Annotated in this window: 14 protein-coding genes, 1 pseudogene and 1 riboswitch; of the genes and pseudogenes, 3 read left to right on the top strand and 12 right to left on the bottom strand. The window is 33.5% G+C overall.

Annotated features, from left to right (window positions below; genetic code table 11):
• Nucleotides 1-65: 65 nt before the first annotated feature.
• From WKT09_RS12790 to WKT09_RS12755, 8 genes and pseudogenes are all read right to left on the bottom strand, one after another.
• Nucleotides 66-476 carry a DUF3021 domain-containing protein gene (locus WKT09_RS12790; RefSeq protein WP_340416399.1) on the bottom strand — a complete coding sequence of 137 codons (411 nt, stop codon included), beginning with the start codon at nucleotides 474-476 and terminating at the stop codon, nucleotides 66-68.
• Entirely contained in the window at nucleotides 466-927 is a 462-nt protein-coding gene (locus tag WKT09_RS12785; RefSeq protein WP_340416398.1) for a LytTR family DNA-binding domain-containing protein, read from the bottom strand. The genes WKT09_RS12790 and WKT09_RS12785 overlap by 11 nt, the downstream gene beginning before the upstream one ends.
• Nucleotides 928-947: 20 nt before the next feature.
• Complete coding sequence (locus WKT09_RS12780; RefSeq protein ID WP_340416397.1) at nucleotides 948-1,694, bottom strand: ABC transporter permease; 747 nt, start codon at nucleotides 1,692-1,694, stop codon at nucleotides 948-950.
• A 31-nt stretch (nucleotides 1,695-1,725) separates the two neighbouring features.
• Nucleotides 1,726-2,625, bottom strand: a complete 900-nt coding sequence (locus tag WKT09_RS12775; protein ID WP_340416396.1) for an ABC transporter ATP-binding protein — start codon at nucleotides 2,623-2,625, stop codon at nucleotides 1,726-1,728.
• Nucleotides 2,626-2,842: 217 nt separating this feature from the next.
• Nucleotides 2,843-4,414, bottom strand: a pseudogene (locus WKT09_RS12770) (Vga family ABC-F type ribosomal protection protein).
• A 349-nt stretch (nucleotides 4,415-4,763) separates the two neighbouring features.
• Complete coding sequence (locus WKT09_RS12765) at nucleotides 4,764-5,666, bottom strand: DUF4097 family beta strand repeat-containing protein (RefSeq protein ID WP_340416395.1); 903 nt, start codon at nucleotides 5,664-5,666, stop codon at nucleotides 4,764-4,766.
• Nucleotides 5,659-6,219, bottom strand: a complete 561-nt coding sequence (locus tag WKT09_RS12760) for an HAAS signaling domain-containing protein (RefSeq protein ID WP_340416394.1) — start codon at nucleotides 6,217-6,219, stop codon at nucleotides 5,659-5,661. Before WKT09_RS12760 ends, WKT09_RS12765 begins: the two co-directional genes overlap by 8 nt.
• Nucleotides 6,212-6,532, bottom strand: a complete 321-nt coding sequence (locus tag WKT09_RS12755) for a PadR family transcriptional regulator (protein WP_340416393.1) — start codon at nucleotides 6,530-6,532, stop codon at nucleotides 6,212-6,214. Before WKT09_RS12755 ends, WKT09_RS12760 begins: the two co-directional genes overlap by 8 nt.
• A 186-nt stretch (nucleotides 6,533-6,718) precedes the next feature.
• Here WKT09_RS12755 and WKT09_RS12750 point away from each other — a divergent pair, with 186 nt between their 5' ends.
• On the top strand, nucleotides 6,719-7,066 hold the full coding sequence (locus WKT09_RS12750; RefSeq protein ID WP_340416392.1) for a DUF4260 domain-containing protein: 348 nt from the start codon (nucleotides 6,719-6,721) through the stop codon (nucleotides 7,064-7,066).
• Between the two features lie 754 nt (nucleotides 7,067-7,820).
• Here WKT09_RS12750 and splB read toward each other — a convergent pair.
• Nucleotides 7,821-8,849 (bottom strand): spore photoproduct lyase, encoded by a 1,029-nt coding sequence (gene splB / locus WKT09_RS12745; protein WP_340416391.1) that lies wholly within the window; start codon nucleotides 8,847-8,849, stop codon nucleotides 7,821-7,823.
• Nucleotides 8,842-9,090 (bottom strand): transcriptional regulator SplA domain-containing protein, encoded by a 249-nt coding sequence (locus tag WKT09_RS12740; RefSeq protein ID WP_336268453.1) that lies wholly within the window; start codon nucleotides 9,088-9,090, stop codon nucleotides 8,842-8,844. The genes splB and WKT09_RS12740 overlap by 8 nt, the downstream gene beginning before the upstream one ends.
• Before the next feature lie 647 nt (nucleotides 9,091-9,737).
• Here WKT09_RS12740 and WKT09_RS12735 point away from each other — a divergent pair.
• Nucleotides 9,738-10,016 carry a hypothetical protein gene (locus tag WKT09_RS12735; RefSeq protein ID WP_340416390.1) on the top strand — a complete coding sequence of 93 codons (279 nt, stop codon included), beginning with the start codon at nucleotides 9,738-9,740 and terminating at the stop codon, nucleotides 10,014-10,016.
• Between the two features lie 110 nt (nucleotides 10,017-10,126).
• Here WKT09_RS12735 and WKT09_RS12730 read toward each other — a convergent pair whose 3' ends face one another.
• Both WKT09_RS12730 and WKT09_RS12725 read right to left on the bottom strand, forming a co-directional pair.
• Nucleotides 10,127-12,166 carry a HAMP domain-containing sensor histidine kinase gene (locus WKT09_RS12730; RefSeq protein WP_340416389.1) on the bottom strand — a complete coding sequence of 680 codons (2,040 nt, stop codon included), beginning with the start codon at nucleotides 12,164-12,166 and terminating at the stop codon, nucleotides 10,127-10,129.
• Nucleotides 12,141-12,836: a response regulator transcription factor gene (locus tag WKT09_RS12725; protein ID WP_340416388.1), complete on the bottom strand. Its 696-nt coding sequence runs from the start codon at nucleotides 12,834-12,836 to the stop codon at nucleotides 12,141-12,143. The genes WKT09_RS12730 and WKT09_RS12725 overlap by 26 nt, the downstream gene beginning before the upstream one ends.
• Before the next feature lie 294 nt (nucleotides 12,837-13,130).
• Nucleotides 13,131-13,230, top strand: a riboswitch (purine riboswitch).
• Between the two features lie 77 nt (nucleotides 13,231-13,307).
• Here WKT09_RS12725 and WKT09_RS12720 point away from each other — a divergent pair.
• The gene (locus WKT09_RS12720) at nucleotides 13,308-14,492 is read left to right on the top strand and encodes an MFS transporter (RefSeq protein WP_340416387.1); all 1,185 of its coding nucleotides are present in this window, start codon (nucleotides 13,308-13,310) and stop codon (nucleotides 14,490-14,492) included.
• Nucleotides 14,493-14,750: the final 258 nt, after the last annotated feature.

Raw genomic sequence — 14,750 nt, 5'->3', positions numbered from 1 at the left:
GACAAAAAGATTCCAGCAAAATTGCTGAAATCTTTTTAATAGACAATAAATGTGTTCCTTCACAATTATTTATTTTTCATTAAAGACTCATTCATAGAAGCTTCCACTCGTTTATAATATATGCGATAGCTATACCAAAAGACGAGATACACTACGGTGAACATGATAATAGAAATGAATATTGGGACAATACGAATTGGAACCCAACCGACTGAAAAAGCGATTATAAAATAAACGATAACCGACAGGCTATAATGGATGATGGTCTTTTTTAGTGGGCTCCATTTTTCTACATCAAATATAAAAGATGCAAAAGCAAAATATAAACTTAAAACGAATCCCATGCTTGTATATAACCATATCGTTTGGATGGAAGGGTTAATATTCGCAACCATTAATACCGTTAAAGCGATAAAGGTTACAACCCCTCCATAAGCAAGCCCATATATGCCACGTTTCATGATCTCACTTGCCATCTGTAAGCCCTCCTATCATCAACTTTTCCTTTATACTGTTTACATATTTCCTCGTAATATATTCCTTATTACCCGAATGAAAATAGACACATAGATTCCCATTGAAAGATAATTCAAACCGGGCAATTTGATGTAAATTCCCTATAACTGATTTGGAAAATCGCATGAAATGTCGGGACACCAACAACTCTTCTACTTCATATAATTTCATTCTTACTTCTATTTGTTCCTTTTGAACAACTGCATATGTTTTTCGATTTTCTACAAAAACATAATCAATATTAGTAGGTTCTAATAATATTGTTTGGTCCTCTTTCACACCGAATAACCGTTGTGGTTTCTGTTGTTTAATCATGGAAATTAAGTCATCTAACTCTTTGGACCATTCCTTCGCCTGTATTGTAATGGAAGTTTCCTCATACTTATCGTCAAGATCAATATGAATTTTCATGTTTCCCCTCCCCTAAACGATTAATGTTTAGCTTCGTTTAAAAAACGCGGATAGCGTATATAAGCAAATAGACAACCGATACAGCCATAAAGGAATAAAATACATAAAGATAATACGAAATCGCCACCAGATAATGTATCAGTCATTGCTCCTTGATATGCTTGGTGTGCCCAATATTGTGGCGTTACTTTTGCAAAAGTTTGGATAAAGCTTGGCATCGTATCAATTGGCATCCATAACCCACCTAACAACGCCCCACCTAGCGCAATGATCTGTGTACATGCAATTCCCATATTCTCTGATCGAACGAATAAGGCTAAAGCTAACCCTAAACCTGTTACGGCAAATGTAACAAACAGAGAAATAATTACAATATATAAAGGATTTCCTAGTGGAATATGGTAAACGATTTTACCAAATGTAAATAAGACCGCTATTTGAATGAACACGATGAAGATAAATGGCAGCCATTTTCCAAGTAAGAAAGCGATGGATGAAACAGGCGTACTAGCTATTCTAGCAACCATCCCACCTTCTTTATCCTTTATAAAAGTTGTTACCATCGATATCATGATAAAAAAGATAAACATAACAACATAGCCTGGGACAATCGAGATAATGACTTCCTCTTTCATGGATTCCTCTATACTAGATGTAAATAAACTAATGAATAATACTGTAAATAAAATAGGTAAAATAATCGCCCAAAAGATCATTCCACGGTCTTGTAAATGCTTGATCCCTTCCGTCTGCATGATTGCTTTCATTTTCATCCCTACTTTCTATAGTTTAGCATACCTATTCACGAAGTTGACTCCCTGTTAAGTGAAAAAATACTTCTTCTAACTTCGGTCGCATTATTTCTAACTGTTCTACTTTACACTCATTTTTCATGCTATCCTCAATTATTTCTTGCATCACCTGTAATGGAGTTGCCGTCTTGTACACATATCCATTCTTTTTAGGATGAACATTTGTAACAGTAGGTAAATCGATGACATGATTAGGTTTTCTGTTCACAAAAACGGCCGGCTGGCTATACTTATTTAAAAACATGGATATAGTACCTGTTTCGATCACTTTCCCATGATCCATCAAAGCAATTTCATCACAAAGTTGTTCTACCTCTTCCATATAGTGGCTTACATAAATAATGGTCGTTTCTTGCTGTTTTAATTTTTCTATCATCTCGAATATATAATTTCTTGATTGTGCATCAATTCCAACCGTTGGTTCATCCATTATAATAAGTGTCGGTTTATGCATGAATGCACAACCTATATTTAAACGTCGCTTCATTCCTCCTGAGAAAGTATTCACTTTCTCTTTTCCATATGCTGTTAAACCGATCTGTTCTAATACCTTTTCAATTTGTGCATGTAATTCCTTTCCGTGTAGCCCGTATAATTTCCCAAAATAACGTAAGTTCTGTATTGCTGTGAGCTTTTCTTCTAAACAAATATGTTGTGGAACATAACCAATATTGTATAAATCTTTTTTTCCTCTTTCAGCTCCATTTATATAAAGGACGCCTTTGTCACTTCGAATAATCGAAGTAATTATTTTTACGAGCGTCGATTTCCCAGCCCCATTCGGACCGACCAATCCGAAGCAACTTCCTTTTCGTATCGTTATATTTATGTCATCCAGAACTACTTTTCCATTGTATGATTTATAAATATTTTTTAGCGTAATCATTGCACACAGCCCCTTTCCTTTAATTCGTAGTAATGATAGTATGGCAGTTTCATCCTTATTTTTGTGCTTTATATGTCTCTCATCCCAATTTTTTTGTGTAACATGATTGATTTGTTGTCTAACATTTAGGACGAAAAAAAAAACGAAGCTACACATTGTAACTTCGATTTATGCTTTCATATTTTTTATGATGCAAAGCCATTTCTAAATTTCCTTGCTAATTTTTATTCATGCGTCTTTTTTCTTCGAGTAAATTTTTAAATGCTTGTTCTAATGCTTCGGAAGGGTCTATACTTAACCGACTTATAACATCTGCAATTTTAGTTTCTAATAACAATAATTCGTCTTCGTTTCCCTTCTCTTGTGAAGCAATCTGTTGTTTCTCGTACGCTTCATACGTTCCATCAAAAATACGTATATGTTCATTTTTTATTTCTAATATTTTTGTTGCGACATGACGGACAAACATCCGATCATGTGTAACAAAGATGACTGTGCCCACATAATCTGTCAATAGAGTTTCTAACGCTTCTAAGGATGCGATATCTAAATAGTTTGTCGGTTCATCTAGTATTAACATATTCGCTTCACTTAAAATAATTTTCGATAATGAAACTTTTACTTTCTCTCCACCACTTAACATCTTCACTTTTTTATGAACATCGTTATTGAAAAAATGCATTCGCGCAAGGACTGTACGAATAAATGTCTCATTTTGCGCTGAAGATGATTGGACATTTTCTAATATTGTTTTTTCACCATCTAAAATCGTTAAATTTTGTGCGAAATAACCGATTTTGATTGCTGGTGAGAGTTTTACTTCTTTATCATCATGTAATATTTTCTTTAATAATGTTGTTTTTCCGACGCCATTTTCCCCAATAACGGCAAGTTTTTCTCCATTATACAAATAAAAGTCAACCGGTTTCCATAGCTGTCGATTTCCTACGTCGGCTTTCATTTGTTCGGCACGAAGAACAATGTGATGATGAAGCGGCTCCTCCTGTAACATATCCATTTTTATGTTTGGTAATTCTTTTGGTTTCTTAACTTTATCCAATTTCTCTAATCTCGTTTCAAAAGCGGAAGCAGTTTTCCTTAATTTCTTCTGTTTGTTTGCATAATATGGTTTTGCCCCTTTTTGTCTCGTATCAGACGCACCTAAATGTTTCGGCTTTTTCGTTGCACGCTCTGCTCTTTCCTCTTTTTTTCTAATTGCTTCTTCCAATTGCTATTTTTCTCTTTCATATTTTTCATATGCTAATTGCTGTTCATTTCTTTCCAACTCTTTTTGTTTCGCATAATCACTATAATTTCCTGTATAGATTGTGATACGTCCATCATCCGGCTCCCATATTTCCGTACATAATTGATCCAGAAATACTCTGTCGTGTGACACAACGATTAGTCCACCTTGAAACGATTGCAATTCCTTTTCTAACCATTCCATATGAGACTGGTCTAAGTTTGTGGTCGGTTCATCTAACAACAACAATCCTGCTTGACTATTAAAAGCATCTTGTAAATATTCCTGTGTTATTTCTCCTCCGCTTTTTGTTGTATCGGTTCGTTTTAGTTGTGGAACTAATTTGACAAAAGTAGACGATTCAATCGTTCCTTCATCTGCTAAGGATTCTCCTGCAATTAGATGTAATAATGTGGTCTTTCCACATCCATTTCTTCCAACTAAACCGATTCGCTGATTATCGTGCACTTGTATCTTATTTATTTGAAGTGTTAAATGTTCATGAACAAAATGTTTTAGAGATGTTCCTTCCAGTAAAAGCATATATTTTCCTCCCGATATCGTATTTAGGGGAAAATAAAAACCCCCATATTCATTCAGAATAGGAGGCTAAAAAAACGTATAGGTGTATTCCTTTAAAGAGTTCCCTCTCTAAAGGCCAACGACATATAACGATCTAATCCTATTCCGAAAAATACATCCTGTAAGCGAAATGAAATAAGTAAAATGGACATACTTATTCCTATGCTTATTGAATTTTTTCTTGAAAATAGGATTAGTTGTTCATGTAATTGGATCACCCTTTCATGTTTATATGATGCATAGTTTACTATATATAAACTGTTTTAGTCAACATACTTTTTTCATGTACAACATTTACAGCTGTGCTTTTTTAATTCTCTACGATTATTTTTCCATTATTTGCACGTAAATTAATATTATTTTCTCCTTTTCCATATGTGCTATGCGAAGTTTTTTCACCAAATAAAGTAATACTTCCATTGTCAACTTGTGCGTGAATTTCCGCATTTGTCGGTTTTTCCCTTGTTTCAATATGGATTTTCCCATTATCTGTAATGAAGTCTAATGGTGATGTTAATGTTGTTGTCGTAAAATGAATTTTACCGTTATTCGCTTTTGCGGAAATGGTACCAGCAATTTCCGTTAAATCAATTTTCCCATTTGAAGTCGATATTTCCGAAGATTCGATGTCTGCATGACTGAAAATGATTTTACCATTATCCGCTCGAAGTTTAACTGTTTCGCCCGTTACCCCATCTACTTTAATTTGGCCATTATTGGAAGTTACTTCCATATTTTTTGCATCACTTTCTTTCACATCTAATTCTCCATTATCTGCATGTAATGTCAATTCCCTTGCATGTAAACCATTCGTAGTAACTTTTCCATTATTAGCATCTGCCTTCACGACATCATACTCATTTTCTGGGATGAATAAATGGATTTTAACATCCCGTGTATTAAATCCAAAACTAAAAAACTTCTTTGATTTATCATGATAATTCACATGTAGGGTTCCATTTTTTATATTTATGGAGAAGTTCTCTTCAATATTATAACCTGTGACCTCTACTTTAGGTTTTGTTTCATTTGTGGAAGATATAATAATTTCCCCATCGTCGGCGTTTACTTCCATATTCGTAAAATCCGTACTTCCTAATTCTTCTGTTACAGTATCTGCTTTTGGAACGGATTTATATGTCGCAACACTTCCAATCAATCCTATCGTAAAAATAACTGCCGCCAAAACAGATAAGCGTTTCATATTAAGCATGCTCAAGCCCACCTTTTACAAGTTTCGTATTATATTTTAAATAACGAATAAAACCTCTCATACATACTTTCGTCATACCATAAGATGCGATGATGATGAATAGGCCTAACCCACAAAGTACGAAGGAATTAAACAAATCAAACAGTTGAAATATTTCTGGATATATAGCCACATTCACTAACATGACAATTGGAGCAGCTGCAAACCCTACTCCAACACTCCAACTAGCTAAAAGTAGAGAGGCAATAACGAGAAAAGGTCCAAGTACGATAATTAAGTTAAAAAAACCTAATCCTATTACCATCCAAGTTGCTTTTAAAAAGTTTCCAATAGATGTGTTCTTTTCAACTTCTTCAATTTGATATGTCGCTACTAATTCTTTACCAATTAATTTAGGATTACCTAGAGATGCTGTCATTTCTTCTTCATCTTTTCCATCCAATTGTCCCATCTGAAAATATTCTTCATAGTCTTGTAAAATTTCCATTTGTTCTTCTTTAGGAAGTTTTGCTATGGCACTCTGTAACTCTTTAATAAACCGTTCTTTATTCATGTTTTCCCTCCTCTATCAATGCATTCACACCACGAGTAAATTTCTCCCACTCTTCTAATTGCTCATCTAAATACGAACGACCTAACTCTGTTAATTGATAATATTTTCGTGGCGGACCTTCTGTAGATTCTTTTAAATACGTTGTAAAATATCCTTCCTTTGTCAAACGACGCAGAAGTGGATAAACAGATCCTTCTGAAATCGAAATTTGATCCGATATTTTTTGTACCAACTCGTAACCATAGCGATCCTGTTTATCCAGTAATACAAGCACGCATAAGTTCAATACACCTTTTTTAAATTGAACATTCATTGTTTTCTCCTCCACTACTATACAATGTATAGTACCAACTTATAATTCATACTGTTATAAATCATTTTATCATACAGTACTATTCATTGCAAGGTACTGTTTTATATTTCTTCTCTCTTATCATAAATATGATAAAATTAACATAAATTGATATAAATAACTGATCGTCGGAAGGTGTGTTCTCGCTTGAACAAATTACTTTTACACGTAGAAGGGTTAGTTTTCTTTATCGTAAGTACCTATGTATATTTCTATTTGGGTTTTAGTGGATTACTATTTGCGATCCTTTTACTCGCACCAGATATATCAGCAATTGGTTATGTATGGAATAATAACATAGGAGCCATTTTGTACAATCTTTTTCATACGTATACAACACCAATTGTTTTATTGTTAGTTGGCTATTTTTTGCATTATCAAATCTTCACCATGGTAAGCCTTATTTGGATTGCACATATTGGAATGGATCGAACGGTTGGATACGGTCTAAAATATATGACTAATTTTAAAGACAACCATTTGAATCGGGTATAATGTGGTAAGGAAATTTTTATTTAGTAGAGATGTACTTTAGAGGTGTAATTGTGGTCTCCCTGTCATAATTCCGCAAGTGGGTGATGGTTTTAACGGGAACTTGCGAATATATCACGGAATTCCGCAAGTGGACAGCAATTTCAGCGAGAACTTGCGGATATATCGCTTAATTACGCAAGTGGACTGCGATTTGGACGGGAACTTGCGGATATATCGCTTAATTACGCAAGTGCATAGCGATTTGGAAGAGAACTTGCGGATATATCGCTTAATTACGCAAGTGCATAGCGATTTGGAAGAGAACTTGCGGATATATCGTTTAATTCCGCAAGTGAACAGCGATTTGGAAGAGAACTTGCGGATATACCACTTAATTACGCAAGTGAACTGCGATTTGGACGGGAACTTGCGGATATATCGCTTAATTACGCAAGTGGAAGCGAATTTTGACAAGAACTTGCGGATATATCGTTTAATTACGCAAGTGGACTGCGATTTGGACGAGAACTTGCGGATATATCGTTTAATACCGCAAGTGAACAGCAATTTTAGCGAGAACTTGCGGATATATTGCTTAATTCCGCAAGTGCACTGCGATTTGGACGAAAACTTGCGGATATATCACTTAATTACGCAAGTGGACTGCGATTTGGACGAGAACTTGCGGATATATCGTTTAATTACGCAAGTGCACTGCGATTTTGACGGGAACTTGCGGATATATTCGCTTAGCCCTCCATCACAAAAATTATTATTAAGTAAAATATTCAATTTTTGCATCTGGGAAAAATCGTTTTACATAGCTACCTAACGTATCTTTGATTGCTTCTTGCTGTTCATCCTGGTAAACATACTTGTATATGCCATAACGTCCCCATTTTACTTTTCGTTTTGACTCATCTAATTCCAGTTTCGTCATGGGATAATTTTCTTGAATTACTCTTTTAGCGGGTTTTGTAAAACGGTGTTGTATCATTTCAAATGTTAAATCTTTTCTAGCAAATGAAGGTAAAGATGCATCTAACTTTTCAAACATTTCCAAGTATCCTTTTTGCCACCCATCATGAAGATAAATCGGTGCAATAATAAAACCTAAAGGATAATCAGCTTCAGCAACTTTAACAGCAGCTTCAATCCGTTCGTGCAATCTAGAAGTTCCTGGTTCAAAATACTTTATAATATAATCATCATTTATACTAAAACGAAAACGTGTTTTCCCTTGATGATTCGCATCAAGTAAATGATCGACGTGTGCAAATTTTGTTACAAATCGAAGCTTCCCATATTTCGATTGACCAAAGAACTCAATTGCTTGTTTTAAATGGTGTGTTAAATGGTCGACCCCGACAATATCAGACGTGCAGGATGCTTCGAATCTAGTGATTTCAGGTGCACGTTCATCCATATATTTTTGTGCAGAATCAAAAATCTCATCCACATTTACATATGTCCGAATATAAGGTTTACTTCCCATTGTCGTTTGTAAGTAACAGTAATGGCAATGCCCCATACAACCAGTTGCAAGTGGGATAGCATATTCAGCGGAAGGCTTCGACGTATCAAAATGCAAAGTTTTTCTTACGCCAATAACGAATGTAGATTTCGCAACACGATATTTTTGAAAATGATTATCCCCTGGTAAATTACGAATTTGATTATGTGAAGTGGTCTGTCGTATCTCTACCCCCATATCCTCAAACTTCGAGACGAATCGCTTTCCATTCGGATATTCTAATGCTCTTGGTTCCACATAAATTAATTGTGGCGTAAATGGTTTAACCATCTTTTTCACCATCATCCATAACAAATGCTTCCTCATAAGCGAGTTCTGCAGCCGCTTCTGTTGAAAATATGGCAAAATCATTTGAAAGTGGATAATAATTTTCATGTGAAAAAAGCGCTAATTTATTTGGCTGTTCCGGATGTTGTACAATTGCTGCTTGCTGAACATTTGCAACATCTTGAACATGTGGATTACGAATGAGTACGTAAACAATATCACCCTTACTATACTTCTGTTCCATTATCTCACCTATCTTTTTTTTAGTATTTTTATTGTTCCATCGCTTAATAAAATTATGTATCACTTTTTAAAATTGCATATAAGTATAATACATATACAATTGGACAAACTAGCTGAAAGAAATAGGTAGGTGATGTAATGATTATATTTTTTATTCTTGGAAGTATTTTGCTTCCTCTGCTCATGTTATATTCCCAAAAAATCTCAACAAAATTTAACCTAGTTTATAACATACTTGCGATAATCGCTATCCTTGTATTTGGAAATATTGCTTCCCTGTCCATTTATAAAGTAATTAAAGAAAATTCCGTTTTCATGACAACCATTCATGCCATATTTTTAAATCCCTTTTTTCTAATAACAGGTGCTTATATCGGTATTTACGTTCTGTATAGGATGTTATTGTTAAGTATGCAGGAAAAATAAAGTGTTACATCTATATAACAGTCCTTCAATGACATTGTATTGGATAACGTATATATTATAGATTGACATTTTAAAGAATGATACAAAAAGATAGCAAAAATTTTCTAACTCTTTGTTCATACCCTTGTTAGGCTTATTGTGCTTTTACATACGTACTTTATATGCCTTTATAGTATAATTTTAATAATTAGAAAAATTAACGAAGAAGGAGGTAAATATTAAGTGAAAAAATCACTCTTATTTCTTAGCGCTATTGCAATGATGACCATATTATTTGTACATACAACAGCATTTGCTAAAGACCGAACATTGAACGATAATGGTGATATCGTAAGAACTGTAACAATTGAGGAACAAAATGAATATGAAAATAAAGTATATCAAAATATTGAAGTTACAATCACAGCTGAAGAACAAAATATAGCGGAAAAATCATCAGATTCATTTGGGTATATAATGACACAAAATAATTCAGTGGTCTATTTTATGAAAGAGCAATAAACAAAAGCCCCCGATTGTTAGGCGCCATACTAACAATTGGAGGGCAATTCAATTACTACTCTCATATCAAATTATGCGAAACGCAAAATAAGTATTACTATCAATCATCCTTAAATGGTTTCTTTCACTACCGGCAAGTAAATAATCGACTTAAATAAATCCCCATCAATATTAATTTCAAATTTTCCATGTTGGTTTTCAATAAGACTCTTTGTAATCGACAACCCTAATCCACTACCTTGACTAGAGCGTGAATCATCACCACGTTTAAAACGTTCCATTAATTCTTCTTCCGTAATATTTAACTCATACTTGGACATGTTTTTAAAACTAATTAAAACACCTTCGTCCTTATAGTTCATATCGATATACACTCTTGATCCTTCTAATGCATAATTAAATATATTCGATAAAATATTTTCTATCGAGCGCCATAAAAGTTTCCCATCTGCTTTAACAAACATTTTCTCCTCTGGATAAGTAAATTTGAAAACAAGATCCTTTGCTGAAATTTGTTCGCTCACTTCCCCTATTCCTTGATTTATTAAAGCGACAACATCAATTTCCTGTATTTCAACAGGAATATCACCACTTGAAGCTTTAGCTGCAGCAAATAAATCATCTGTTAATACTTTTAGACGTTTTGACTTTTGGTCTAATATCTCAATATACTCTTGCATTTTTTGTGGGTCTGTTTCCTTTTTCAATAAATCTGTATACGTAATTAAAGAAGTAAGCGGTGTACGAATATCGTGTGATACGTTCGTAATTAACTCTGTTTTCATTCGTTCATTTTTCAATTCATTATGAACCGCTTGTTTGAACCCTTCATTAATCCCATTAATATTTGCTGCAAGCGTAGCAAATTCCCCTTTGCCATCAATATCAATACGATGTTGCAAGTTACCTTCACGCATTATTTTTGCTCCATCTTGAATTTTTTGAAAATCTTTTACTTTTTTATGGGAAAGCCAAACCGCCACACCAATTGTAATCGGGAAAAAGAATAATGTTGCTGCCGTTATAATTGGATAAATGATAACGACGAGTGCGATTTTCATCCCAGTCGAACCACTATCATACATATCTTTCATAAATGTAAAAAGCCAACGAAGTACGATATATAATACTGTATGTTTGAAAAATGTTTTATGCTTCATATGTCTAATTAAAGATAACAGTAACACAACAACTACCGCTACATATGGCAATGTAATAAAGTATACAAATCCATTAATTATTCCCATTCGATACGTAAATTCACGATAAGCCACAACCCAAGCAATTGAAGCGATTAAAATAAAGGCGATATTTAAATCGACATACAATTTATCCATTGGATTCATATGGACGGTGTCATCTTGAAAAGACTTTCTTCCTGTTGTCACCATTAAATATAAAAAAGATAAAATAAATACGATAACAAAGCTAAGCAGATAATACATATGTTTCATCGCTTTGGACTTTTGTGTGTCCCATTCCGTTGCTGCATTATCAATATAACTATCCGTATAACCGACTAAAAAAGTAACATTTTCTTCACTTATTGTTTGTGAAACATCTCTGTATGCGTAAAAGGAATAATTATTTCCAAATTCAGGTGGATGCATTTTCCATTCATCGTCCATACTAATATAATGAACTGGGTATTTTTCAAATTGCTCTTTTTTTGTCTGTTTTGTATTTGTAAATGTATGCTTTCCATCTGTTATGTAATATAACGGTTCCTCTTGATTTTTAAGGTTTTTTAAAATCATTTGATAATTCTCTAAATCCTCAGCAATCATTTCCTTTTTTATTCGCTCTTTTAAAATTGCATCGTCTATATTTTCTTCATCACTATCCCACTGTGCCTCTTCAACTCGATAGGACAACTCCTCTTTATCAATTGTATTACCTTCTAATATATTTTCTTTACTTTTGTATTCATTAATTAGTTGCGCTAATTCATCTATGATATGATCGTTTTCTAATTGAAAACCACTACCGTTTAAAAACTCATCTTCAAAAATTACTTCTACATTTCCATTCGTTACATTAAAAATTTGCTTTACCGAATAAATTGCTCCTGCGACAGAAGCTAACATGATTAGAAATATAATTGTTTTTATAAAAATGGAATGACTAAATTTTTTCGACCTTGTAGCCAATTCCCCACACCACCTTTAAATATTTCGGTTCTTTTGGATTTATTTCAATTTTTTCCCTTATTTTACGAATATGTACTGCTACTGTATTTTCCGGATGAAATGATGGTTCTTTCCATATTTTTTCATAAATTTCTTCAATAGAATATACTCTACCGGCATTCATTATAAGAAATCTCAATATATTAAATTGTACAGGTGTTAAATGGACTTGGTCTCCATCAACTGTCACAACTTTTTGTTCATCATCTAAAATTAGACCACCTGTTTGGTAATGATGTTGTTTCATTTCAATACTACCAAGTGATGTATAACGTCGTAATTTTGATTTCACTCGAGCAATTAATTCCAGCGGATTAAAAGGTTTTGTCATATAATCGTCTGCACCAATATTTAAACCGAATATTTTGTCGTGATCCTCTGATTTCGCTGACAACATAATTAGTGGAATTTGATGTTCTTCCCTAATTTTCATCGTCGCTTCGATCCCATCCATTTCTGGCATCATAATGTCCATAATGATTAACTGCATATCATGTTCATCCAATAATGCAATCGCCTCAAGTCCATTTGTTGCTTTATATACGTTATACCCTTCATTTTTCAAATAAATTTCAATTGCATCCGCAATTTCCTTATCATCATCACATACTAAAATATTCACTTTATTCATCCCTTCACCACATTGTTTATCTATTTTCACCTCCAAATTGTATCACAATCTATGCCGATAAATTGAACAATTCAGAGTGAATCATCCCCTTCCTTTGTTTTGAAGGTTAGTTACATTATAACGATTAAATCTTATGAAATAGTGAATGTATTTCTTAAGGTTTTCTTAATATTGCACCATTATTTTCTAGAAATGCAACGTTATAGAGTAACTTTTCAATGAAAAATGCCACAGCAAAACTGTGCTGTGATAACATTATAAGAAAAGTGTTGTCAGTAAATAAGACATATGTTAATATATTTGAAGAATATGAAATGTATAATCTCAATAATATGGTTTGAGAGTTTCTACCAGGAGCCGATACATCCTGATTACAAAAATCTGTCTTTCATTTTTGTAATCAGGATTTTTTATTTGCCAATTATCGCCTGTACAAAATGAAAGAAATTATGTACAGAAAGGTAGTTGTGTATGAACTGGAGAGTATTTATATTAGCTGCAGCCGCATTTGCAGTAGGCTTAGTAGAGTTAGTTGTTGGTGGAATATTACCAAGTATTGCAGATGACTTACACATATCATTAGCAAAGGCCGGTCAACTCATTACCGTATTTGCCTTAGTCTATGCCATCTCTGCACCTGTTCTTTTATCTATTACAGCAAAAATAGAGAGAAAACGTCTTTATCTTATCGCATTATTCATCTTTACTCTAGGGAATATTGCTACATATTTTAGTACGACATTTTTACTCGTAATGATTGCAAGAGTCATTACAGCAATGAGTACAGCATTAATTATTGTTTTGTCGCTAACTATTACATCGAAAATAGTTGAACCAAAACACCGTGCAAAAGCATTAAGTATCATTTTTGCAGGGATTAGTTCTTCCTTAGTAATCGGTGTGCCTATTGGAATTTTTATAACTGATTGGTTTGGTTGGCGTGCCGTATTTTTTGGTATAGCCATTTTATCTTCTTTATCGATGATTCTTATTTATACATTACTTGAAAAAATGCCTGTCGAAAAAGTGATACCATTAAAAACACAATTAAAATCATTAAGAAAACCAAAAATTTACTTTGCACATCTTATTACACTATTTATGCTTGCAGGTCACTATACGCTTTATGCATATTTGACACCATTTTTAATCGAGACATTTGAGATGGACTCGTACTGGATCAGTATTTGTTATGTCATGATTGGTGTAGCATCCATTTTCGGTAATACAGTCGGAGGATGGTTAAGTGATTGGATAGGATCAAGTAAAGCAATTTTATTCGTTACGTCTTCTTTTGCGGTAATCCTATTTCTAATTCCATATACAACTGACTTTTTCCCGTTATTTCTTTTTTGTATTATTTTATGGGGTGGCTTAAGTTGGGCTTTAACGCCTCCTCTGCAAAGTTTTCTTATACAAATTGCACCAGAAACCTCCGATATTCAACAAAGTTTAAATACATCAGCATTACAAATCGGTATTTCAATTGGTTCAGGTGTTGGGGCAACGGTTGTAACAGCGACTGGTTCGGTCATGAATCTAGCAAGTGTTGGGGCTGTTTTAGTGTTAATTTCACTAGGTTGTGCCATTATTTCCATCAAAAAAGCATCTTTATCTGAGGATTCACTTGATAACGACTCACTAATAAAAAGTTAATCTTATACATTCAAACAAGCTTCGTCTATAGATGGGTAGGCAAAGCTTGTTTATATTTTTTAAAAATGATTATGCGAGCGTTATGTTATGTTATACTGGGAATAAGTATATGGAAGCAGAAATAAAGGAGAAATATGTGTGATTACCTTTATTATTTTAACGATAATTATTTTGTTGCTAGCTACCTTTGTTGATGAATTTATATTAAGGCGAAAGTTACATATAGAGGAAATTAGACTGCATATATTTTCGAAAAAT

The sequence above is a fragment of the Pseudogracilibacillus sp. ICA-222130 genome, from assembly GCF_037892545.1.
Lineage (GTDB): Bacteria > Bacillota > Bacilli > Bacillales > Amphibacillaceae > Pseudogracilibacillus.
This window is presented reverse-complemented; position numbering and strand designations above follow the sequence as displayed.

Coding starts and splice junctions, on each gene's coding strand:
- WKT09_RS12720 (WP_340416387.1), top strand. CDS start 13,308: ATGAACTGGAGAGTATTTATATTAGCTGCAGCCGCATTTGCAGTAGGC.
- WKT09_RS12785 (WP_340416398.1), bottom strand. CDS start 927: ATGAAAATTCATATTGATCTTGACGATAAGTATGAGGAAACTTCCATT.
- WKT09_RS12755 (WP_340416393.1), bottom strand. CDS start 6,532: ATGAATGTTCAATTTAAAAAAGGTGTATTGAACTTATGCGTGCTTGTA.
- WKT09_RS12725 (WP_340416388.1), bottom strand. CDS start 12,836: ATGAATAAAGTGAATATTTTAGTATGTGATGATGATAAGGAAATTGCG.
- WKT09_RS12765 (WP_340416395.1), bottom strand. CDS start 5,666: ATGCTTAATATGAAACGCTTATCTGTTTTGGCGGCAGTTATTTTTACG.
- WKT09_RS12775 (WP_340416396.1), bottom strand. CDS start 2,625: ATGATTACGCTAAAAAATATTTATAAATCATACAATGGAAAAGTAGTT.
- WKT09_RS12790 (WP_340416399.1), bottom strand. CDS start 476: ATGGCAAGTGAGATCATGAAACGTGGCATATATGGGCTTGCTTATGGA.
- WKT09_RS12780 (WP_340416397.1), bottom strand. CDS start 1,694: ATGAAAGCAATCATGCAGACGGAAGGGATCAAGCATTTACAAGACCGT.
- splB (WP_340416391.1), bottom strand. CDS start 8,849: ATGGTTAAACCATTTACGCCACAATTAATTTATGTGGAACCAAGAGCA.
- WKT09_RS12740 (WP_336268453.1), bottom strand. CDS start 9,090: ATGGAACAGAAGTATAGTAAGGGTGATATTGTTTACGTACTCATTCGT.
- WKT09_RS12760 (WP_340416394.1), bottom strand. CDS start 6,219: ATGAATAAAGAACGGTTTATTAAAGAGTTACAGAGTGCCATAGCAAAA.